Raw genomic sequence first — 19,868 nt, 5'->3', positions numbered from 1 at the left:
CCCGCGCCAATGCGGCAATCGTCAGATCACCGCTTCGATCAGGAACGGGCCGCGGCGCTTCAAGCCTTCGGCCAGCGCGCGCGCAAAGCCTTCGACCGTATCCACGCTGACCGCTTCAACGCCCATGCCGCGCGCCAGATGCGTCCATTCCAGATGCGGATCCTGCAGGTCCAGCATGCGGCGCGCGTTGCGGCCCGGTTCCTGCACGCCCACGTTCTTCATCTCGCCGTGCAGCGTGGCGTAGGAACGGTTGGCCAGGATGATGGTCAGGCAATCCAGATTCTCGCGCGCCTGCGTCCACAAGGCCTGCAAGGTGTACATGCCGCTGCCGTCCGCCTGCAGGGTCACGACCTTGCGATCGGGGCACGCCACCGCCGCGCCCGTCGCCATCGGCAGGCCGATGCCGATGGCGCCGCCGGTCAGCATCAGCCAGTCGTGCGGCGCGCTGTTGACGCTGTAGAGCGGAAATTCGCGGCCCTGCGTGATGGACTCGTCGCAGACGATGGCCTGTTCGGGCAGGTGGTGCGCGACCAGGATGTTGACCGCGGCGCCGGTCAGCTTGCCGGACGCAGGCACTTCGTAGCTGGGCGCGGGCGCCACCAGCCGCGGCGCGTCGGCGGCGATGCCCAGTTCGTCGGCCAGCCATTCCAGCGCGTGCGGCAGGTCCTGGTCGGCCGTGGCCAGCACGAGCTGGTTGCTGTCCTGCGGGGCCAGCAGGCTGGGCTTGCCGGGATAGGCAAAAAAGCCGACCGGGGATTTGGCGCCCGCCAGCACCAGATGCTTCACGTCCTTCAGCTTGGCCACGGCCATGTCGATCGGATACGGCAGGCGGTCCACGGGGGTGCGCGAGCCGCCGCGTTCGATGCGGCGGTTAGACGTTTCCGACACCAGGCGCACGCCGGTGGCGCGCGCGATGCGGCCGGCCGCGTTCAGGGCGCGCTCGCGCAGCGCGGCGCCGCCCAGCATCAGCACGGTGACTTCGCCGGAACGGATGGCGGCGGCGGCGGCGCGCACGGCGTCGGCGGTGGTCTGCACCAGCGGCTCGTCCTTGGCCACGATGGGCGCGGGCGCGTTATCGGGCAGCTCGGTCCAGGCCGTGTCGGCCGGCAGGATCAGCGTGGCGATGTTGCCCGGCGAACGGCGCGCCACGGCCACGGCCTCGGCGGCATCCGCGGACAAGGCCGATGCCGTCATCGTGCGCTTGACCCAGTGCGACATCGGCCGCGCCACGCCTTCCACGTCGCTGGTCAGCGGCGCGTCGTACTGCACGTGATAGGTGGCGTGGTCGCCCACGATGTTGACCATCGGCGTGCGCGCACGCTTGGCGTTGTGCAGATTGGCAAGGCCATTGCCCAGGCCCGGGCCCAGGTGCAGCAGCGTGGCTGCCGGCTTGTCGGCCATGCGCGCGTAGCCGTCGGCCGCGCCCGTCACCACGCCTTCGAACAGGCCCAGCACGCAGCGCATCTTGGGCTTGCGATCCAGGGCCGCCACAAAGTGCATCTCGGATGTGCCCGGATTTGCAAAGCAAACGTCCACATCATTGGCAAGCAAGGTGTCGCAAAGGCTATCGGCGCCGTTCATCGTTGTTTCCCTGGTAGTTATCAATGGCAGTAGCGGGTGGCAAGGCCACCCGCGCAACGGACATCATAGGGAGCCTGGCGGATTCGCGATAGTGCCATTTCCGCTTGCGCGCATGGAACCATTCCGGGCAGTGTTCCGCCTGGCGGAACATAACAGGGCGGCGCCCGGGAAGCAGACGGTCGCCCCCGGTTCGCATGCCGTCAGAACGTGGCGCGCAGCGCGAGGCGGAAAGTGCGCGGCTGGCCGAAGTAATTGAAGTAGTCGGTGTTGCCCACCGACTGGTAGTAATTCCGGTCGAAGAGATTGTCCACATTGAACTGCACCGCCAGGTTCTTGTTGACGTCGTAGACCGCATGCAGGCCGACCAGCGTGTAGGCGCCCTGCGAAATCCTGTAGTCGACTCCACCCGTCGTGCCGGTGTTGAAGATGCCGCTCTGCGCATAGACCGAGCCGCCCACGCGCAGCTTGTTCCATTGGTCCGGCAGTCGGTAGTCGGTGGACACCTTCAGCAGGTGACGCGGAAAGGTGCTGGCAAATGTCTGGCCGGCGAGCGGACCCTGCGCATATTTGGACTGCGTGTACGTGTAGCCCAGGCTGACATTCCAGGCCGGCGTGATGGCGCCGTTGATCTCGAAGTCCACGCCCCGGTTGCGCACCTTCTCGGCAGCGCGAAAGCACGAAAGGACGCCCGGCGGGCACAGGTCCATGTCGTAGATCCGGTCGGCCCGGCCCTTCTGGTCCGTCTGGAACAGCGCCAGCGCGGCGTTCACCCGGCGGTCCATGAACTCGCCCTTCAGACCAATCTCGTAGTTCTGCCCCGTCATCGGCGGCAGCACGCTGCCGTCGACGCCAATGTTTTCCTGCGGCTTGAAGATTTCGGTATAGCTGGCGTACGCCGACAGGTTCTCGTTCAGGTCCTGCACCACACCAGCGTACGGCGTGACCTTGCCGCGCTGCTCATAGCGGCTTCCTGTGCGCACGGTGGTCTGCGCAAAGCGGTCGAATTCGAACCAGCTCATGCGCGCACCGACGAGGAAGGTCGTGCTGTCGGTCAGGCTGAAGCGGCCGGCGGTGTAAATCCCTTGCTGCTTCTGCGTGATGTTGTACTGCCACATGTCCACGTCCAGCCCGGTCGGCACGGGCGGATCGAAGGCGCTCAGGTCGTTCATGTCGACCACGTAGCGATAGCTGGCGTCGCGCCCACCGTGATAGTCGAAGTCGTCCTTGCGCGTGGAGGCGCCCACCACCAGCTCATGCTGGCGGCCCAGCAATTGGAACGGGCCCGATGCATACGCGTCCACGCCCCACTGCGTATCGTTGAAATGGAAGAGGCGCGGGTTCAGTGTGAAAAGGTCGCCGGTGGTGCGCTGCGTGTAATTTCCCAGGAAGTCCGACTTGGCGGACAGCCAGTTCCCGGCCAGGGTGAACTTCCAGCCGTTGTCGAATTCATGCCTGATGTCGGCGAACAGGTTGGTGTTGCGCTTGTTCACGTAGTTCCAGTCGCCGACCAGGCTCGTCTTGCGCGACATCGGGTAGAACGAACCGTCGGTCCGCGTCGGCAGGCCGGACCAGTCATAGCCCTGGTTGCGGTCCTTCTGGTAGGTCAGGCCCGCCGTCACCGTGGTGGCGGGCGTGATGTCGGCCTCCAGGATGCCGTAGAAGAGCGTGTTCTCCTTGCCCGCATGTTGCTGGAAGTCGCCTGAATTGGTGTAAGCCATCACGGCGCGTCCGCGCAGCGTCTTGGCGTCGTTCAAAGGCGAGGACACGTCGAGCATGGTGCGGTAGTCGTCCCACGATCCCGCCGACACCGTCATGACCCCCGTCGTCTCGTAGCCGGGCCGCTTGCGCACCAGGTTGATGGCGGCCGCCGGGTTGCCGGCCCCTTCCAGCAGGCCCGTGGCGCCGCGCACGACCTCGACCCGGTCATAGATCTCGGTGGTGGGTTTGTTGATGGCGTCGAACGAATACGGGTTGGTGATGTTGACCGGCACGCCGTCGATTTGCAGGTTGTCGATCTGTTGGCCACGCGCCTGGTAGGTCGAGCGCTCCGAACCGCTCTGAACCACCGAAATGCCGGTGGTCGCCTGCAACACGTCGTCCAGGTTCCGCATGGACTGGTCATCCATGCGCTGGCGCGTCACCACCGTTACCGATTGCGGCGTCTCGCGCTGCGACAGGTTCAGGCGCGTGGCGCTGTTCGTCACCTGCACGACGTAGGTGTCACTGGTATCCACGGGCGGCAAATTACCGGACACCGTGACCGGTGCGAGCGTGGGGGTCTGAGGCGGCGCACGCCGCAGGGTCAGCGTGCCGTCCGCGGCCTGTGTGGATTCGAGTCCGCTGCCCGCCAGGGCGGCGCGCAGCGCAGCGTCCGTGGTGTATACGCCCCGCACCGCGGGGGCATTCAGGCCGCGCACGAGCTGCGGATCGTAGGAAACGACGGTCCGGCTCAACCTCGCAATCTCGGTCAGCGTTGCGTCCAGGCTGCCAGCGGGCAGATCGAACGCGATGGGCGCCCGCGGCTGGGCCTGGACGGGCTGGCCAAGGCTGGACGCCGCCAGGACCACGGCGATACTCAGGACATGGGGAACAGGCAAAACGCGCATGAAGCTCTCCGATACGTTGCGCACAGTGATATCTGGGTATGTGCCGCGAGATCGGAAAAGTGACAGTCCTCGTGCGAAAAAAAGTGAAAAAAACCGGTCAGGCCGGACGGACGTCGATCAAAGTGAGCCAGCGCGTATAGCGGCTGACCGTGATCGGCAGCGTGTGTTCCAGCGCGCTCAGCGCGCGGTCGGTGTCGTCCAGCGGATAGAGACCGGACACCGCCAGGCGGGCGGCCTGCGGGCTGACGCGCAGCACGCCCGTGCGGTAGCTGGCCAGCGCCGCGGCAATCTCGCCCAGCGGCTGGTCGCGCACCTTCAGCCATCCCTCGCGCCACGACGCGGCGTCTTCCATCGCTTGCGGGCGGTCCGCCCAGGCGGCGCCAAAACGCGCGCCCTGCCCCATCGCCAGCGTCAGCGGCGACGCATCGCGCGGAAGCACTTCGACGCTGCTCTGCAACGCCACGGCCAGGCTGGCTTCCTCTTCCAGCCGCACCATGCAGCCCGCGCCCGCGCTGCGGACCTGCCCGTGCGCCGTGTGCACCGCAAACATCGCCGTAAGGCCGGTGCGCGGCTGCACCACCAACGCGCCCTCCAGCAGCCGCACGCTGCGCGCGTCCGCCGTGAAGTCCAAGTCCACCCGGCTGCGCGCATCCAGGGTCAGCAGGCTGCCGTCCGGCAGCGTGTAGGTCCGGCGTTCCCCCGTGGCGGTGCCCAGATCGGCCGTCAGATTGCCCAGCGGGGAAATGCGGTTGGCCACCCAGCCGCCGGCCGCGGCGGCGCCGGCCAAGGCGGCCGCGTTGAGAAGCACGCGGCGGCGCGCCGGACGCACCAGCGTGCGCCGCAGCGCGTGATGCTCGTTCTTCATGACCGATTCCAGCCGTCCCACCGACTGGCTCAGGCCCTGCTGCAGCCGCGCCCAGGCATGTTCGTGGGCCGGGTCAGCCGCGCGCCAGGCGGCACAGGCGGCGTGATCGGCGTCCGTCGCCTCGCCCGAGGTCAGCTTGACCCAGAAGCCGATCGCGCGGTCCCCGGCCTCGGCCACGGTTTGCTCGCGGCTCATTGCGCATCCGCCAGCGCGTAGCAGCGCTGCAGCGCCTGCGAGATGTACTGGCGCACCATGCTCACCGACACGCCCAGCGCGGCGGCGATTTCCTTGTGCGTCAGGCCGTCGAGCTGGCTGTACAGGAACGCGGCGCGCGCCTTCGCAGACAGGCCGTCGAGCATCTGGTCCACCTGCTGCAGCGTCTGCAGGATGGCAAGCTGTTCCTGCGGCGACGGCGCAAACTGCTCGCCCTGATGAAACAGGCTTTCCAGCCACGCGGCTTCCAGCTCGCGGCGGCGCCACAGTTTCCAGACCAGGCGTTTGGCGATGGTGATGATGAGCGCGCGCGGCTCGCGCACGGAGGCGAGACGCGGCGTCTGGATGAGCTGCACGAACGTGTCGCCCGCGACGTCTTCGGCGTCTTCGAGGTTGCGCAGCCGGGTGTAAAGGCGACCCAGCAGCCATGGCCTGTCTTCGGTGTAGATCCGGGCCAGCAGAGGATGGTCCGAGGTAAGCGTGGAAGGCGGAAGCATGGCGCGGCGGGCGGTTATCTGCAAATGGGAATCGCTCGCATTCTATCGCAGACGTGCCAAGGCGTCCCCTTTCCGAGGCACGCCTCGTTCCCGTTCGGGTCGCACCCGGAAACAGCAAGGCCTCCCGAAGGAGGCCTTGCACGATCACATCCGACGGGTTTGTCCGTCCGCTATGGGTGATTACCCATCAACGGATCGGCCACGGATACATCGCGCCGCCCTGGTTCCACAGCGCGTTCGTGCCGCGTTGCAGGCCCAGCTTGCTGTCCTTGCCCACATTGCGCTCAAACACCTCGCTGTAGTTGCCCACCGCCTTGATGGCGTTGTAGGCCCACTTCTCATCCAGGCCCATGTTCTTGCCGGCGCCCGGCGTCACGCCCAGGATGCGCAGCACGTTGGGGTTCTTGCTCTTGAGCATGTCGTCCACGTTCTTCTGCGTGATGCCGTATTCCTCGGCTTCCAGCAGCGCAAACAACGTCCAGCGCACGATGCCCAGCCAGTTCTCGTCGCCCTGTCGGACCATGGGACCCAGCGGCTCCTTGGAGAAGCGTTCCGGCAGGATCTCGTAGTCGTTGGGGTTGGCGACCTGCGTGGCGCGCACGGCGGCCAGTTGCGAGGCGTCGTCGGTGAAGGCGTCGCAACGGCCGGATTCAAAGGCGCGCACGACTTCGGTCACCTTGTCGATCACGACCGGCTTGAACTCGATGTTGTTGGCGCGGAACCAGTCGGCCAGGTTCAGTTCGGTGGTGGTGCCGGGCTGCACGCAGACCGTGGCGCCGTTCAGTTCCTTGGCGCTCTTGACGCCCAGTTTCTTGCTCACCAGGATGCCCTGGCCGTCATAGAAACTGGCGGCAACTGCGGACAGGCCCAGCGACGTGTCGCGCGTCTGGGTCAGCGTCACGGTGCGCAGCAGCACGTCGACCTCGCCCGATTGCAGCGCGGTGAAGCGTTGCTGGGTGGACAGCGCGGAGCCCTTGAATTTCGAGGCATCGCCGAACACCGCCGCCGCCACCGCGCGGCAGATATCCACATCCATGCCTTCCCATTCGCCCTTGCTGTTCGTCGCGGAGAATCCGGAGACGCCGTCCGTCAGGCCGCATTGCACGAATCCCTTCTTTTTCACCGCGTCCAGCGTGGGACCGGCCATCGCCGCCTGGGACGCGCAGGCCAGGGCAATCGCGCCGGCCGCAACCATCAATTTCCGCTTCATGTTCTGCTTCTCCTGAGATAGATGACCGCCCTGGGCTTGTAGCCGGGGACAGTTGAAACCAGGTCCTGCCTTACCGGACCGGCCGCCAGATTAAGGCATGTCCACAGCGTGAACAACGCGCCGGTCCCTAGTGAAAACCCGTAAAAATGGCGCACTGGTGAACGCGAACCCCTTGTCCGGTGATCGAACTTTTTTGGCGGGGACATGCGCCGTCGTGCCGATTTCCCCGTGCCATACTTTTTTTGCGTCTTTGTCCGATAGCCGGCAAAGCCGCAGACCCTTAAAAGCCGTCGCGTCACATAAAAACCCGGACGCGCAGCGGCAATCGGCCGATTCATGGAGGAGACAAGTCCATGGCACATGCATGCAAGTCGCAGCCTCATCACCCGGCGGCCACTGACCGCCGCCGCGTTATCAAACACGTGCTGTTCGCCACGCTGGCGGCGGCCGGCCTGGCCACCGGCCCCGCCCACGCGGCCGATAATTGGCCCAGCAAGCCGATCAAGATCATCGTGCCGTACACGCCGGGCGGTTCCACTGACATCGTGACGCGCATCGTGATGGAAAAGCTGGGACCGCGGCTGAACCAGACCATCGTCGTCGAGAATCGCCCCGGCGCAAACAGCAGCCTGGGGTCGGCGCTGGCCGCCAAGGCGGAACCCGACGGCTATACGTTCCTGTCGATGCTGCCGGCCTACATCATCAACTTCCATCTCTACAAGCTGGGTTACACGCCCGCGGACCTGACGCCCGTTGTGCAGATGGCGGACCTGCCGCTGTTCCTGTTCGTGGCAAACGAGCTTCCCGTCAAGACCGTGGCGGAGCTGGTCGCGTATGCCCGCAAGAATCCGGACAAGCTCACCTACGCGTCCAGCGGCAACGGCTCCAGCGCGCACCTGACCGGCGCCGACTTTGCGCTGCAGAACAAGATCACGATGACGCACGTGGCGTACAAGGGCAGCGCGCCGATCCTGACCGACATCCTGGGCAACCGCGTAAGCATGGTGTTCGATCCCGTGCTGGTGCCGATGCAATACGTGAAGCAGAACCGCCTGAAGGCGCTGGCGTTCACGGGCAAGGAACGCTGGCCCACGGAGCCGGACATTCCCACCATGGAAGAAGCCGGCATGCCGGGCTTTGTCACCGGTTCGTGGGCCGGCCTGATGGCGCCGGCCAACACGCCCAAGCCGATCATCGAACGTATGGCGCGCGAGATCAGCGAGATCGTCAAGGAGCCGGACGTGCGCCAGAAGTTCGTGGATGCGGGCTTTCTGCCGGTGGGCGGCACGCCGGCAGAGTTTGCCGATTTGATGAAGAAGGACTCGGCACGCTACGCCGAGATCATCAAGCAGGCCAACATCACCGTGAACTGAGCGGGGCCGGGCGCCGCGGCGTCCGCCTCATCGGAGCCCTCCCATGATCGACAAGTTCATCGACACGCCGGAAGCCGCCGTTGCGGATGTGCATGACGGCGCCATCGTGCTCATCAGCGGGTTCGGCGGCGCCGGCATGCCCACCGAACTGATCCACGCCCTCATCGACCAAGGCGCGCGCGAACTCACCGTGGTCAGCAACAACGCCGGCAACCGCGAGACGGGCCTGGCCGCGCTGGCCAAAGCCGGACGCGTACGCAAGGTGATCTGCTCGTTTCCGAAGGCTTCGCACTCCTGGGTCTTCGACGAACTCTACCGGCAAGGCCGCATCGAGCTCGAATGCGTGCCGCAAGGCACCATCGCCGAACGCTTGCGCGCGGCCGGCGCGGGACTGGGCGGCTTCTTCACGCCCACCGCCTACGGCACCGAGCTTGCGCGCGGCAAGGAGACCCGCATCATCAACGGCCGCGGCCACGTGTTCGAGGAGCCGCTGCATGGCGACTTTGCGCTGGTCAAGGCCGACCGCGGCGACCGCTGGGGCAACCTGACCTACAACATGAGCGCGCGCAACTTCGGCCCCATCATGTGCATGGCCGCCAAGACGACCATCGTGCAGGTGCGCGCCAAGGCTGAATTGGGCGAACTGCCGCCCGAGGCCGTGGTGACGCCGGGCATCTTCGTCAAGCGCGTGACCGAAGTGCCTAACGCCGCCTTTTCCAGTTGACGCCATTCCGCTTGAAGGAGTCCGCATGTTTCATCCCCTGACCCGCGAAGCCATGGCGCGCCGCCTGGCCTTGGACATTCCCGACGGCAGCTACGTGAACCTCGGCATCGGCATGCCGGTGCTGGTGGCCGCCCATCTACCCGAGGGCCGAGAGATCGTGCTGCACAGCGAGAACGGCATCCTCGGCATGGGGCCGCCCCCGGCCGAGGCCGACATCAACCTGGACCTCATCAACGCCGGCAAGCAACCGGTGACCCTGCTGACCGGCGGCTCGTATTTCCATCACGCGGACTCGTTCGCGATGATGCGCGGCGGCCATCTGGACATCTGCGTGATGGGCGGCATGCAGGTTGCGGCCAACGGCGATCTGGCGAACTGGTCGCTGAACAAGCCCGGCGAAGCGCCGGCCGTCGGCGGCGCGATGGATCTGGCCGTGGGCGCGCGCAGCGTGTTCATCATGATGGAGCACAACAGCAAGAACGGTGATCCCAAGATCGTCGAGCGCTGCACCTATCCGCTGACCGGCGCGGGCGTGGTGGACCGCATCTACACGGACCTCGCGGTCATCGACGTCACGCCAGACGGCCTGGTGGTCCGGGATATGATCGACGGCATGACGCTAACCGAACTGCAGACGCGCACCGGCGCGCCCCTGCGCGCAGCCTGATGCTGCCCAACCTGCCCGCTCCCGGCTACGCCGCGCCGCCCACGGCCGAAGACCATCCGGACCAGTTGCGCGGCGATCCGGACTATATGCTGACGCTGGCGCGCGGCCTGCACGTCATCCGCGCCTTCGGCACGCGCCGCCATCCGCAGACCGCGGCCGAACTGAGCCGGCGCGCCGGCCTGCCGCGCGCCGTCGTGCAACGCTGCCTGCACACGCTGATCCTCTTGGGCATGGCCGAGCAGCACGGCAGGCTCTACGTGCTGACGCCGCGCATTCTGGGGCTGGGCTACGCGTACTTTTCGTCCACGCCGTTCGTTTCGCTGGCGCAGCCGGTGCTGGAAGAATTGAGCGCGACCGTGAACGAGACCTGCGCGCTCGCCATCATGGAAGGCCACGAAATGCTTTACCTCGCGCGGTCCGAGGTGAACCGTCTGCTGGCCACGTCGATGGGGTTGGGAAGCCGCCTGCCCGCGTATTGCACGTCGATCGGGCGCGTACTGCTGGCGGAACTGCCGGAGCCTGCGCTGGCGCGGTATTTCGCGGCGACCGACCTGCAGCCCTATACCGAGTTCACGCTGACCACCGAGGCAAAGCTGCGCGCGGAACTGGCGCGCATCCGCGAGCAGGGCTATGCGGTCGTCGACCAGGAACTGGAATTGAATGTGCGCGCGATCTCGGTGGCCGTGCGATCGGCCAGCGGCAAGGCCTGCGGGGCGGTGAATGTCAGCGTGAAGGCGGCGCGCGTGCCGCTCAGCCGCCTGCAGGATGACTTCCTGCCGCCTTTGCGGCAGGCCGTGGAACGGATCGGGGAATTCCTGGCCGCGTGAGCGGCCGGCAGGTTACAGGCCGGTGGTGTCCAGCGTGAAGGCCGCGGCGGCGCGGCCGATGCGGTCGTTGACCGCGTGCCAGTCATCGGTGGCGGGCGGCGCCTGCACAATGATGCGCGCATAGCCCTGACCATCCAGATCGCGCAGCAGGCCGTACAGCGCCTGCGCATAGCGCGCCGGGTCCGCGGATACCGGTTGCCACTGCACGCGGGGATCGGCTGCGGCGGGTTGCGGGCCGTAGGCCACCAGCACCACGCGGCCTTCGGGCAGATTGCGTCCGGCCAGCACATCGTTCATGCGGGCCTCGTTGGCCAGTTCCAGCGGCGTGCGCGGCGCGTAATGGGCCTTCAACGTGCCGGACGCGCGCGGCGCCGCGGCGTCGGGCGCAAAGACCTGCACGCCCAGCACGGCCTCGATCTGCGCGGCGCTGATGTGGCCGGGCCGCAGCAGCACGGGCCCCGCGCCGCGATCCAGGCGCGACAGGTCGAGAATGGTGGATTCGATGCCAACGTCCGACGCGCCGCCTTCCAGCACGGGCATGCCGGCCGCGACTTCGTCGGGGAACTCGTTACGGACGTGCTCGGCGCGGGTGGGCGACACCTGGCCGAACTTGTTGGCCGATGGCGCCGCCACCCCGCCCTGCCCGTTCGGCTTGCCTGCCGCAAACGCCGCCAGCAGCGCCTGCGCCACCGGATGCGACGGACAACGGATGCCGATGCTGTCCTGCCCGCCGCTCACCGTGTCGACGATGTGCGGCGCGCGCTTCAGGATCAAGGTCAGCGGACCCGGCCAGAACGCGTCGATCAACAGTTGCGCTTCAGGCGGCACATTCGCCGCCCAATACGCCACGTCGCCGTGAGGCGCAATATGCACGATGACGGGATGGTTCGAGGGCCGGCCCTTGGCCGCGTAGATCTTGGCGACGGCCTGCGGGTTTTCAGCGTCCGCGCCCAGGCCGTAGACGGTCTCGGTCGGAAAGGCGGCCAGTTCGCCGTCCAGCATGCGCTGGGCGGCGTGGGCGATTTCCGCGGCGCTGGCGGAGGCGGACGGAGATGAAGACATCGGTTTGCCGTTTACTCGGGCGCCTGCATGCCCAGCGCGGCGGCCACGCGGGCAGCGTCGTCGCGGGCCTGCTGCAAGGTGGATGCCACGATCGTGATGTGGCCCATCTTGCGGCCACGGCGCGCCTCGCGCTTGCCGTACAGGTGCAGCTTGGCCGAGGGCACGGCCAGCGCGGCCGCCCAATCGGGCTCGCGTTGGGCGTCACCCGTTGCGCCGGCGTACCAGATGTCGCCCAGGATGTTCAGCATGACGGCGGGCGCCAGCAGGTCGGTGCCGCCCAGCGGCAGGCCGGCCATGGCGCGCGCCTGCTGCTCGAACTGGCTGGTGACGCAGGCGTCGATCGTGTAGTGGCCGCTGTTGTGCGGACGCGGCGCGATCTCGTTGACGATCAGACTGCCGTCCTTGAGCACGAAGAATTCCACGCACAGCACGCCGTGATAGCCCAGCCCCTGCGCGATGGCCTGCGCGGCTTCGGTGGCGCGGGCCTGGCGTTCGGCGTGGGCCGCGTCCTGCTGCACGGGCGCCGCGGTGGACACGGCGAGGATGCCGTCGACATGCACGTTGCGCGCCACGGGAAACACCACGCTGGCACCATCAAAGCCGCGCGCCAGCACGACCGAGATTTCGTAATCCAGCGGCATCAGCGCTTCCAGCACGCAAGCCACACCGCCGAATTCCGCGAAAGCGGCAATCGCCTCTTCGCGCGTGTTGATGCGAGCTTGGCCCTTGCCGTCGTATCCCAGGCGCGCCACCTTGAGGATGCCGGGGAACAGCGCGTCTGATGCGGCGTTCAGATCGGCTTCGCTGCGGATGGCGGCGTGCGGCGCGACCGGGATGCCTTGCGCGGCAATGAAGGTCTTTTCAGCGATGCGGTCCTGCACGATGGCCACGGCGTCGCCAGCCGGGCTGACGCGGCATTGGGTCGCCAGCGCGCGCAGGCTGTCTGCGGGAACGTTTTCGAATTCGGTGGTGACGGCCTGGCACGTCTGCGCCAGGCGGGCCAGACCGGCCTCGTCGTCATAGGCGGCCTGGATGTGCAGGTCGGCCACCATGCCGGCCGGGCATTCTGCGGCCGGGTCCAGCACCGCGACCTTGTAGCCAAGGCTTTGCGCGGCGTGACAGAACATGCGGCCCAGTTGGCCGCCGCCCAGCATGCCCAGCCAGCCGCCGGGCGCGATGAGGAAAGGAGTCGATTGAGTCATTCGGATCAGGCCTCGGGCGGAACCTTCATGTCGCGCGCGACCTGCGTCTGGCGGGCGCGGAACGCCACCAGCTTTGCGTGCAGGCCGGCATCGGTGCCCGCCAGCGTGGCGATCACGTGCAGCGCGGCGTTGGCGGCGCCGGCTTCGCCGATGGCAAAGGTGGCCACCGGCACGCCCTTGGGCATCTGCACGATGGACAGCAGCGAGTCTTCGCCGCGCAGGTATTTGGAGGGGACCGGCACGCCGAACACCGGCACTTCGGTCAGGGCAGCCATCATGCCCGGCAGGTGCGCCGCGCCGCCGGCGCCGGCGATGATGCCGCGCAAGCCGCGCTGGTGCGCCGCGGCGCCGTACTCGGCCATGTCCTGCGGCATGCGGTGCGCGGAGATGACGCGCGCCTCGTAGGCCACGCCGAAATCCTCCAGCATCGTCACCGCGTGCTTCATGACCTCCCAATCGCTGGAAGATCCCATAATCACGCCCACCACGGGGGAGGCTTGCGCCGCTGCGGAAGTCTGGTCTGTCATAACCGGTGTCTAGTAGTTGAGACACGGCGCACGCGCCGCGAAATGTCGGGGGACCGCGGGACCGGCCCGCGAAACCCGCTATTTTACCCGGCGCTGAAGACTGCTACGGCAACGTGGCGCTTTTCAGCCAAAGGTAGGTGACCGGATCGTCCGGGCACGGTCCGAAACCGCACTGCAGCGTGGTGCTGCCGGCATTGGCCAGGGCGACGACGAAAAACAGGGCCATGACCACCATGCCCAGCATCGAGACGGGCTTTTTGAGCATGCTGTCGCCCCACTTGCGGTCCACGCACAGCATGACGACGCAGAACACGATGATCGCCGTGAAGGCAACGAACGCCCAGGTATAGAAGTGCACGCCCAGAAAGGGCGTGCCGTAGCCCGCGTCGCCCGGGGCAATGTGCAGCAGCACCTGGCGTCCCGCGGCCAGCATGCCGGCCAGCGCGCCGGCAATGCTCATCGCATAGTGCATCGGCGACGGTCCGAGTCGCAGGTTCAAGAGGAAACCCACACCCGCAAGGATCAGCGCCACGCGCTGCAGCAGGCATAGCGGGCACGGCAATTCGTCGTAGGCGAATTGCCAGGCGAAGGCGATGCAGAGGATGCCGGTGACCCCGAGCAGCGCCAGGGCATTGAGGATGCGCGAGCCGCGCGCCGGATTGCTGGAAAAGATCATCGCTGCCGCTTCACAGGGACATCGCCAGCGGACTGGTCATGTGGTATTTGCACCAGGCGGCGAAGATGGCCAGGGTCAGCAGCCAGAAGGTAACGCACGGACGGCGCCGGCCCACGAGCCCAAACCATACTGCCAGCGTCCCAGTCACAAAGGGCAGCATCATCACCATGCGGCGCTCCTTTTCTCGGAAATCCCGTATCAAGCAGCGGTCGAGTATAGCGTAACAATCCGAAATAATTTCGCGCTGAAAATGCGGGTTTGCCCGAGGGGTTGCGTCAGCCTGCGGCGCCACGTCAAGACCTGCCGGCGAAAAAAAACCGCTCGGACGACGAGCGGCTTTTTTGGTGTGGACGCGATCAGGCGATCAGGCGATCAGGCGGTCCAGGGCTTCGCGGTATTTCGCGGCCGTCTTTTCCAGCACTTCCTGCGGCAGGCGCGGCGCGGGCGGGGTCTTGTCCCACGTTTGCGTCTCGAGCCAGTCGCGCACGAACTGCTTGTCGAACGACGGGGGGCTGATGCCGACGCGGTAGCCGTCGGCGGGCCAGAAGCGCGACGAATCGGGCGTCAGCACTTCGTCCATCAGGTGCAGCGTGCCGTTGTCGTCCAGGCCGAACTCGAACTTGGTGTCGGCGATGATGATGCCCTTGGTGGCGGCAAAGGCGGCGGCTTCGGCGTACAGCTTGAGCGTCACGTCGCGGATGCGCTCGGCCATTTCCTGGCCGACTTCCTTGACCACGTGCGCGAAGTCCACGTTCTCGTCGTGCATGCCGAACTCGGCCTTGGCGGCGGGCGTGAAGATGGGCTCGGGCAGCTTGCTGGCCTGCTGCAGGCCGGCCGGCAGCTTGATGCCGCAAACCGCGCCGGTCGCCTGGTAGTCCTTCCAGCCCGAACCGATCAGGTAGCCGCGGGCAACCGCTTCCACCAGGATGGGCTTCAGACGCTTGACCACCACGGCGCGGCCGCGCACCTGATCCACTTCGTCGGGCGCCACCACGTCTTCGGGCTTCACGCCGGTCGAGTGGTTGGGCAGGATGTGCGACAGCTTCTGCAACCAGAATTCGGTCAGTTCGGTCAGCACCTGTCCCTTGCCGGGAATGGGGTCGTCAAGGATCACGTCAAATGCGGAGATGCGATCCGACGCGACGATCAGCAACTTGTCGTCGCCGACCGCGTACATATCGCGCACCTTGCCGCGTCCCAGCAGCGGCAGGGACTTGATGCTGGATTCATGCAAAGCAGAAGTCACGGGAATGGCCTATGGCAAAAATGAACATTCCCGCCGCGGGCAGGCGCCAGGGCGGGAAGGGAAACGAAATCGGGCACCAGGCGGAGGCGGCGCCGGACGGCAGCTTCCGCAAAGCGCATAGATTACTGCAAATAAGTTCGTCTTGCCGCCGCTCCGGGCGCGGGGTAGGCTTTCTTTCCCATCCATGATTCGCGCCGGCCGCCCCGAGCGTCACGGCGCAACACCGCCCGGAGACAAAGCCGTATGCAGGATGCTTCCCCCAAACGCATGCCCCACGCCGACGCGCAGGTCCACATGACAGGCGGCTGCCAGTGCGGCGCCATCCGCTACGCCCTCACCGACGAGCCCATCACCGCCGCCACCTGTCACTGCCGCGACTGCCAGTACTCCAGCGGCGGCGCGCCGGCCCACGCCCTGATCTTTCCCGCGGGCGCCGTCACGCTGCTGCGCGGACAACCCAAGGAACACCGCTACCAGGGCGACTCCGGCCACACCGTCATGCGCAGCTTCTGTGCGGCGTGTGGCACGCCGCTGTTCGGCAATTCGGAAGGCATGGGCTACGAAGTCGTGCGCGCAGGGTCGCTGGATGACCCCGAAGCGTTTCATTCCCAGGCAAGCCTGTGGACGGACTCGGCGCCGTCATGGCATCACGTGGATCGGTCGGTGCCGAGCTTCGGGAAGAATTCGCCGGGGTAGGACGCGCGTCCGTCATGGCCGCAAAAACAAAAAGAGCTGGCCCGCGAGGACCAGCTCTTTTTCTGCCTGCGCCGCCTTCGCAAGAAGGCGGCATGGGCGTGGACCTTATTGCACCACTTGCGACAGCTTGCCCGAGGCGTACTGCGCGGCGATTTCGGTCAGCGGCAGCGGCTTGATCTTGCTGGCGTTGCCGGCGGTGCCGAATTCCGTGTAGCGAGCGACACAGATCGCCTTGGCGGCGGCGCGGGCGGGCTTGAGGTATTCGCGCGGGTCGAACTTTTCAGGGTTCTCGGCGAAGAAGCGGCGGATCGCGCCGGTCATGGCCAGACGGATATCGGTGTCGATATTGATCTTGCGCACGCCGTACTTGATGGCTTCCTGGATTTCCTCGACGGGCACGCCGTAGGTTTCCTTCATGTTGCCGCCGAATTCACGGATCTCGGCCAGCAGTTCCTGCGGCACGCTGGAGCTGCCGTGCATCACCAGGTGGGTGTTGGGCAGGCGGGCGTGGATTTCCTTGATGCGGGAGATCGACAGGATGTCGCCGGTGGGCTTGCGCGTGAACTTGTAGGCGCCGTGGCTGGTGCCGATGGCGATTGCCAGGGCGTCCAGTTGCGTGCGGCGCACGAAGTCTGCGGCTTGTTCCGGGTCGGTCAGCAGCTGATCCATGGTCAGCTTGCCGTCGGCGCCGTGGCCGTCTTCCTTGTCGCCTTCCATGGTTTCCAGGGAACCCAGGCAGCCGAGTTCGCCTTCGACGGTCACGCCCAGCTTGTGCGCGATGTCCACGACCTTCTTGGTGACTTCGACGTTGTAGTCGTAGTCGGCGATGGTCTTGCCGTCTTCTTTCAGCGAGCCGTCCATCATGACGCTGGAGAAGCCCAGGTCGATGGCGCCCTGGCAGATCTTGGGCGATTGGCCGTGATCCTGGTGCATGACCACGGGGATGTGCGGGTAGGACTCAACGGCGGCCTGGATCAGGTACTTCAGGAAGCCTTCGCCCGCGTATTTGCGCGCGCCGGCCGAGGCCTGCATGATCACCGGGCTGTCGGTCTCCGCCGCGGCTTCCATGATGGCCTGGACCTGTTCCAGGTTGTTGACGTTGAAAGCCGGAATGCCGTAGCCGTGCTCGGCGGCGTGGTCGAGCAACTGGCGCATGGAGACTAGGGCCATGAGTGGTCCTCCTTAGGTACTGTCTATTGAGAGATGGTTGAAGCCTTGCTGAATGGCGTGATTTTACGGGGGAATCGAAGAAAGGTCTTGCAACGGCCGGTATCCTATCCATTCAGGTGAAACCGGACGCCCTAGCCCGGCTGATATCCGCCTTGCGGCCCAGCCCATGCGGCCCACGGCCGCGGCGCCCTTGCCCTGCTTTCCCCCGCTTGTGGCCTAGGGCCTGCCCGCGTGCGGCACATCCACCCGGGTCATCAGGATGCGGGCCTGCGGCTTGGCGCGCCGGTTGGCTTCCACGAAATCCGGCGCGGCCGCCATGAAAAGCGTCTTGCCGTCCGGTCCGCCCAGCGCGGCCGCGAAGATGCCGAATTCGCCGGTGTCGATCTGCTCGAGAATCCGTCCACCACGTTCAACGCGCACGATGCGCTTGCCGATGGCGTCGCCCACCCACAACGCGCCCTCTTCGTCCAGCGCGCCGCCGTCCGGCGCGATTTTGGACGCCGCGATCACGGCGGTCAGGTCGTCGGTTTCAGGCAGCTCACCGAAATTGGCCCAGTCGCGGCGCGGCCCCAGCACGCCGTTGGGCTCGATGTCGAATTCGGAAATGCGGTTGGCGAAGGTCTCGTTGACGATCAGGGTCTTACCGTCGGGCGTGATGAACGAGCCGTTGGGAAAGCACAGGCCGTCCGCCACCACCTGCGCCACACCGTCCGGATCCACGCGCACCAGCGTCGTCGTGCGCACGGGTTCGCCCGCCATGATGTCGAATCCGAAATTGCCCACGTAGGCGCGGCCCTGCGCGTCCACCACCATGTCATTGATATGGCCGCCGGTCAGCGCGGACAGGTCGGCATGCACCGACAGCGTGCCGTCCGCCTCGCGCCGCAGCACCTTGCGGTCTTTCATGGACGAGATCAGCAGGCGGCCGTCGGGCAGCCAACCCAGTCCCGACGGTTGCTGCGGGACCAGACAGACGCGGTCCACCGCCCCCTGGAGCGTCACGGTGATGACCTGCCCCGTGTAGAAGTCCGAGGCCCACAGGCGGTTTTCGTGCCAGCGCAACCCTTCCAGATAGGTGTAGCCGGAAGCCAGTACGGACAATTCGCGATTCGGCATTGCTTTGTCTCCTTTGTCGCCCCGCGCGGGGCTGGTTCCCAGGTGGCGCCCGGCCTTCCTGACGAGGCCGGAAGGGGCATTCTGGCACGGCTGATCTGTCCCCGAACTGACAACTGGCTGTCAGGTTCACGGCGTTAACATCGCGCCCCAAGGGTTAACCCGAGCAGCACCTGGACCCTGGCATGTCCGTCACCGGACCGTCTGCCCCGCCTCATGCCGGCGGGCCTGGCCCTCTGGGCCAAGCGGCGGCTCCCCGTTATCCCGTTTTCAAATGAACACTAAGAAGCTGACGCGTTATATCGGCATCGCCATGGTGCTGGGCATCGTGGTGGGCTATGTCTGCAACAAGTTCGCGCAGACCCCGGAAGAGGCGAAGCAGATCGCCTCGTACTTCAGCCTGATCACCGACATCTTCCTGCGCATGATCAAGATGATCATCGCGCCGCTCGTGTTCGCCACCCTGGTGACCGGCCTGGCCAGCATGAGCGACGCCAGCGCGGTGGGCCGCATCGGCATGCGCGCCATGATCTGGTTTATCGCCGCCTCGGCGATTTCTCTGCTGCTGGGCCTGGCGCTGGTCAACATCTTCCAGCCCGGCGCGCACATGAACCTGGCGATTCCGGACGCGGGCGTGACTTCGGGCCTGAAGACGGGCGATTTCACGCTGAAGGCGTTCATCGCGCACGTGTTCCCCAAGAGCATTGCCGAAGCGATGGCCAACAACGAGATCCTGCAGATCCTGGTGTTCTCGCTGTTCTTCGGCGCGGCGCTGTCGTTCATCCGCGGCAAGGGCCACAACACCATCTACAACATGATCGATGAACTGGCCAAGATCATGTTCCGCGTGACCGACTATGTGATGCGCTTTGCGCCGCTGGGCGTGTTCGCCGCCATGGCCGCCGCCATCACGACCGAAGGCCTGGGCGTGCTGGTCAGTTACGGCAAGCTGATCGGCGAGTTCTACCTGGGTCTGGCGCTGCTGTGGGCCATTCTGTTCGGCGTCGGCTACCTGTTCCTGGGCAAGTCCACGTTCCGCCTGGGCGGGCTCATCAAGGAACCGACCTTGCTGGCGTTCTCGACCGCGAGCAGCGAATCGGCCTATCCGAAGACGATTGAGGCGCTGTCGCGGTTTGGCGTGTCCAAGCGCATCTCGGGCTTCGTGCTGCCGCTGGGCTATTCGTTCAACCTGGACGGCTCGATGATGTATCAGTCGTTCGCCGTGCTGTTCATCGCGCAGGCCTACAACATTGAGATGAGCTTCACGCAGCAACTGACCCTGCTGCTGGTGCTGATGGTGACCAGCAAGGGCATGGCCGGCGTGGCGCGCGCCTCGCTGGTCGTCGTGGCCGCGACGCTGCCGATGTTCCATTTGCCGGAAGCCGGCCTGCTGCTCATCATGGGCATTGACCAGTTCTTCGACATGGGCCGCACCGCCACGAACGTGGTCGGCAATAGCCTGGCCACGGCCGTGATCGCCAAGCTGGAAGGCAAGGAAGAAGGCAGCGAAGAAGGCACCGATGATGCCGCGTCCGCGCAGGCTGCGAACGAGGCGCCGCCCAGCCGGCCCGCCAGCCAGAACGCATAAGTAAAACGGGCCGCAATGGCCCGTT

At 66.2% G+C, this 19,868-nt stretch carries 19 protein-coding genes; 6 read left to right on the top strand and 13 right to left on the bottom strand.

Going from position 1 to position 19,868, the window contains the following annotated elements; all coding sequences use genetic code 11:
* Positions 1 to 21: 21 nt before the first annotated feature.
* From HV681_RS25375 to HV681_RS25355, 5 genes are all read right to left on the bottom strand, one after another.
* Complete coding sequence (locus HV681_RS25375; RefSeq protein WP_175125885.1) at positions 22 to 1,581, bottom strand: acetolactate synthase large subunit; 1,560 nt, start codon at positions 1,579 to 1,581, stop codon at positions 22 to 24.
* Positions 1,582 to 1,781: 200 nt separating this feature from the next.
* Positions 1,782 to 4,187, bottom strand: coding sequence for a TonB-dependent siderophore receptor (locus tag HV681_RS25370; protein ID WP_175125884.1), 2,406 nt, complete (start codon positions 4,185 to 4,187; stop codon positions 1,782 to 1,784).
* Between the two features lie 97 nt (positions 4,188 to 4,284).
* Positions 4,285 to 5,247: a FecR domain-containing protein gene (locus HV681_RS25365; protein WP_056570890.1), complete on the bottom strand. Its 963-nt coding sequence runs from the start codon at positions 5,245 to 5,247 to the stop codon at positions 4,285 to 4,287.
* Positions 5,244 to 5,762, bottom strand: coding sequence for a sigma-70 family RNA polymerase sigma factor (locus tag HV681_RS25360; RefSeq protein WP_056570892.1), 519 nt, complete (start codon positions 5,760 to 5,762; stop codon positions 5,244 to 5,246). The genes HV681_RS25365 and HV681_RS25360 overlap by 4 nt, the downstream gene beginning before the upstream one ends.
* A gap of 187 nt (positions 5,763 to 5,949) precedes the next feature.
* Positions 5,950 to 6,972 (bottom strand): amino acid ABC transporter substrate-binding protein, encoded by a 1,023-nt coding sequence (locus HV681_RS25355; protein WP_175125883.1) that lies wholly within the window; start codon positions 6,970 to 6,972, stop codon positions 5,950 to 5,952.
* Positions 6,973 to 7,325: 353 nt separating this feature from the next.
* Between HV681_RS25355 and HV681_RS25350 the strand changes: the two genes are divergently transcribed.
* Genes HV681_RS25350 through HV681_RS25335 form a run of 4 tightly spaced genes read left to right on the top strand, consistent with a single transcriptional unit; the run spans position 7,326 to position 10,563 of the window.
* A complete protein-coding gene (locus HV681_RS25350; RefSeq protein WP_175125882.1) occupies positions 7,326 to 8,345 on the top strand; it encodes a Bug family tripartite tricarboxylate transporter substrate binding protein in 1,020 nt (339 codons plus the stop codon).
* 43 nt (positions 8,346 to 8,388) lie between these two features.
* Positions 8,389 to 9,069 carry a 3-oxoacid CoA-transferase subunit A gene (locus HV681_RS25345; RefSeq protein ID WP_175125881.1) on the top strand — a complete coding sequence of 227 codons (681 nt, stop codon included), beginning with the start codon at positions 8,389 to 8,391 and terminating at the stop codon, positions 9,067 to 9,069.
* A 25-nt stretch (positions 9,070 to 9,094) separates the two neighbouring features.
* The gene (locus HV681_RS25340) at positions 9,095 to 9,736 is read left to right on the top strand and encodes a 3-oxoacid CoA-transferase subunit B (protein WP_175125880.1); all 642 of its coding nucleotides are present in this window, start codon (positions 9,095 to 9,097) and stop codon (positions 9,734 to 9,736) included.
* On the top strand, positions 9,736 to 10,563 hold the full coding sequence (locus HV681_RS25335) for an IclR family transcriptional regulator domain-containing protein (protein WP_175125879.1): 828 nt from the start codon (positions 9,736 to 9,738) through the stop codon (positions 10,561 to 10,563). The genes HV681_RS25340 and HV681_RS25335 overlap by 1 nt, the downstream gene beginning before the upstream one ends.
* 12 nt (positions 10,564 to 10,575) lie before the next feature.
* On the opposite strand, the gene HV681_RS25330 is transcribed toward HV681_RS25335, so the two are convergent.
* From HV681_RS25330 to HV681_RS25305, 6 genes are all read right to left on the bottom strand, one after another.
* Positions 10,576 to 11,625, bottom strand: coding sequence for an L-threonylcarbamoyladenylate synthase (locus HV681_RS25330; protein WP_175125878.1), 1,050 nt, complete (start codon positions 11,623 to 11,625; stop codon positions 10,576 to 10,578).
* A gap of 11 nt (positions 11,626 to 11,636) precedes the next feature.
* The gene (locus HV681_RS25325; RefSeq protein WP_175125877.1) at positions 11,637 to 12,827 is read right to left on the bottom strand and encodes a 5-(carboxyamino)imidazole ribonucleotide synthase; all 1,191 of its coding nucleotides are present in this window, start codon (positions 12,825 to 12,827) and stop codon (positions 11,637 to 11,639) included.
* A gap of 5 nt (positions 12,828 to 12,832) precedes the next feature.
* On the bottom strand, positions 12,833 to 13,354 hold the full coding sequence (gene purE / locus HV681_RS25320; protein ID WP_175125876.1) for a 5-(carboxyamino)imidazole ribonucleotide mutase: 522 nt from the start codon (positions 13,352 to 13,354) through the stop codon (positions 12,833 to 12,835).
* A gap of 103 nt (positions 13,355 to 13,457) precedes the next feature.
* Positions 13,458 to 14,030: a disulfide bond formation protein B gene (locus tag HV681_RS25315; protein ID WP_175125875.1), complete on the bottom strand. Its 573-nt coding sequence runs from the start codon at positions 14,028 to 14,030 to the stop codon at positions 13,458 to 13,460.
* A 10-nt stretch (positions 14,031 to 14,040) separates the two neighbouring features.
* Positions 14,041 to 14,199 (bottom strand): DUF5993 family protein, encoded by a 159-nt coding sequence (locus tag HV681_RS25310; RefSeq protein ID WP_175125874.1) that lies wholly within the window; start codon positions 14,197 to 14,199, stop codon positions 14,041 to 14,043.
* A 195-nt stretch (positions 14,200 to 14,394) separates the two neighbouring features.
* Entirely contained in the window at positions 14,395 to 15,276 is an 882-nt protein-coding gene (locus HV681_RS25305; protein ID WP_175125873.1) for a phosphoribosylaminoimidazolesuccinocarboxamide synthase, read from the bottom strand.
* Between the two features lie 243 nt (positions 15,277 to 15,519).
* Between HV681_RS25305 and HV681_RS25300 the strand changes: the two genes are divergently transcribed.
* Entirely contained in the window at positions 15,520 to 15,972 is a 453-nt protein-coding gene (locus HV681_RS25300) for a GFA family protein (protein WP_175125872.1), read from the top strand.
* Positions 15,973 to 16,077: 105 nt separating this feature from the next.
* Here HV681_RS25300 and fba read toward each other — a convergent pair whose 3' ends face one another.
* Both fba and HV681_RS25290 read right to left on the bottom strand, forming a co-directional pair.
* Positions 16,078 to 17,142, bottom strand: coding sequence for a class II fructose-bisphosphate aldolase (gene fba, locus HV681_RS25295; protein WP_056326713.1), 1,065 nt, complete (start codon positions 17,140 to 17,142; stop codon positions 16,078 to 16,080).
* Between the two features lie 216 nt (positions 17,143 to 17,358).
* Positions 17,359 to 18,258: an SMP-30/gluconolactonase/LRE family protein gene (locus HV681_RS25290; protein WP_175125871.1), complete on the bottom strand. Its 900-nt coding sequence runs from the start codon at positions 18,256 to 18,258 to the stop codon at positions 17,359 to 17,361.
* Between the two features lie 271 nt (positions 18,259 to 18,529).
* Here HV681_RS25290 and HV681_RS25285 point away from each other — a divergent pair, with 271 nt between their 5' ends.
* On the top strand, positions 18,530 to 19,843 hold the full coding sequence (locus HV681_RS25285) for a dicarboxylate/amino acid:cation symporter (RefSeq protein ID WP_175125870.1): 1,314 nt from the start codon (positions 18,530 to 18,532) through the stop codon (positions 19,841 to 19,843).
* The last annotated feature ends 25 nt before the right edge of the window (positions 19,844 to 19,868 follow it).

Source organism: Achromobacter animicus, from assembly GCF_902859585.1.
GTDB lineage: Bacteria > Pseudomonadota > Gammaproteobacteria > Burkholderiales > Burkholderiaceae_B > Achromobacter > Achromobacter animicus.
The sequence above is the reverse complement of the archived record's forward strand: the minus strand, read 5'-3'. Positions and strand labels throughout refer to the sequence as shown.

Bases quoted from the DNA above. Each gene is read 5' to 3' on its own strand.
- HV681_RS25375 (WP_175125885.1), bottom strand. From the start codon at position 1,581: ATGAACGGCGCCGATAGCCTTTGCGACACCTTGCTTGCCAATGATGTG.
- HV681_RS25370 (WP_175125884.1), bottom strand. From the start codon at position 4,187: ATGCGCGTTTTGCCTGTTCCCCATGTCCTGAGTATCGCCGTGGTCCTG.
- HV681_RS25365 (WP_056570890.1), bottom strand. From the start codon at position 5,247: ATGAGCCGCGAGCAAACCGTGGCCGAGGCCGGGGACCGCGCGATCGGC.
- HV681_RS25360 (WP_056570892.1), bottom strand. From the start codon at position 5,762: ATGCTTCCGCCTTCCACGCTTACCTCGGACCATCCTCTGCTGGCCCGG.
- HV681_RS25355 (WP_175125883.1), bottom strand. From the start codon at position 6,972: ATGAAGCGGAAATTGATGGTTGCGGCCGGCGCGATTGCCCTGGCCTGC.
- HV681_RS25350 (WP_175125882.1), top strand. From the start codon at position 7,326: ATGGCACATGCATGCAAGTCGCAGCCTCATCACCCGGCGGCCACTGAC.
- HV681_RS25345 (WP_175125881.1), top strand. From the start codon at position 8,389: ATGATCGACAAGTTCATCGACACGCCGGAAGCCGCCGTTGCGGATGTG.
- HV681_RS25340 (WP_175125880.1), top strand. From the start codon at position 9,095: ATGTTTCATCCCCTGACCCGCGAAGCCATGGCGCGCCGCCTGGCCTTG.
- HV681_RS25335 (WP_175125879.1), top strand. From the start codon at position 9,736: ATGCTGCCCAACCTGCCCGCTCCCGGCTACGCCGCGCCGCCCACGGCC.
- HV681_RS25330 (WP_175125878.1), bottom strand. From the start codon at position 11,625: ATGTCTTCATCTCCGTCCGCCTCCGCCAGCGCCGCGGAAATCGCCCAC.
- HV681_RS25325 (WP_175125877.1), bottom strand. From the start codon at position 12,827: ATGACTCAATCGACTCCTTTCCTCATCGCGCCCGGCGGCTGGCTGGGC.
- purE (WP_175125876.1), bottom strand. From the start codon at position 13,354: ATGACAGACCAGACTTCCGCAGCGGCGCAAGCCTCCCCCGTGGTGGGC.
- HV681_RS25315 (WP_175125875.1), bottom strand. From the start codon at position 14,030: ATGATCTTTTCCAGCAATCCGGCGCGCGGCTCGCGCATCCTCAATGCC.
- HV681_RS25310 (WP_175125874.1), bottom strand. From the start codon at position 14,199: ATGGTGATGATGCTGCCCTTTGTGACTGGGACGCTGGCAGTATGGTTT.
- HV681_RS25300 (WP_175125872.1), top strand. From the start codon at position 15,520: ATGCAGGATGCTTCCCCCAAACGCATGCCCCACGCCGACGCGCAGGTC.
- fba (WP_056326713.1), bottom strand. From the start codon at position 17,142: ATGGCCCTAGTCTCCATGCGCCAGTTGCTCGACCACGCCGCCGAGCAC.
- HV681_RS25290 (WP_175125871.1), bottom strand. From the start codon at position 18,258: ATGCCGAATCGCGAATTGTCCGTACTGGCTTCCGGCTACACCTATCTG.
- HV681_RS25285 (WP_175125870.1), top strand. From the start codon at position 18,530: ATGAACACTAAGAAGCTGACGCGTTATATCGGCATCGCCATGGTGCTG.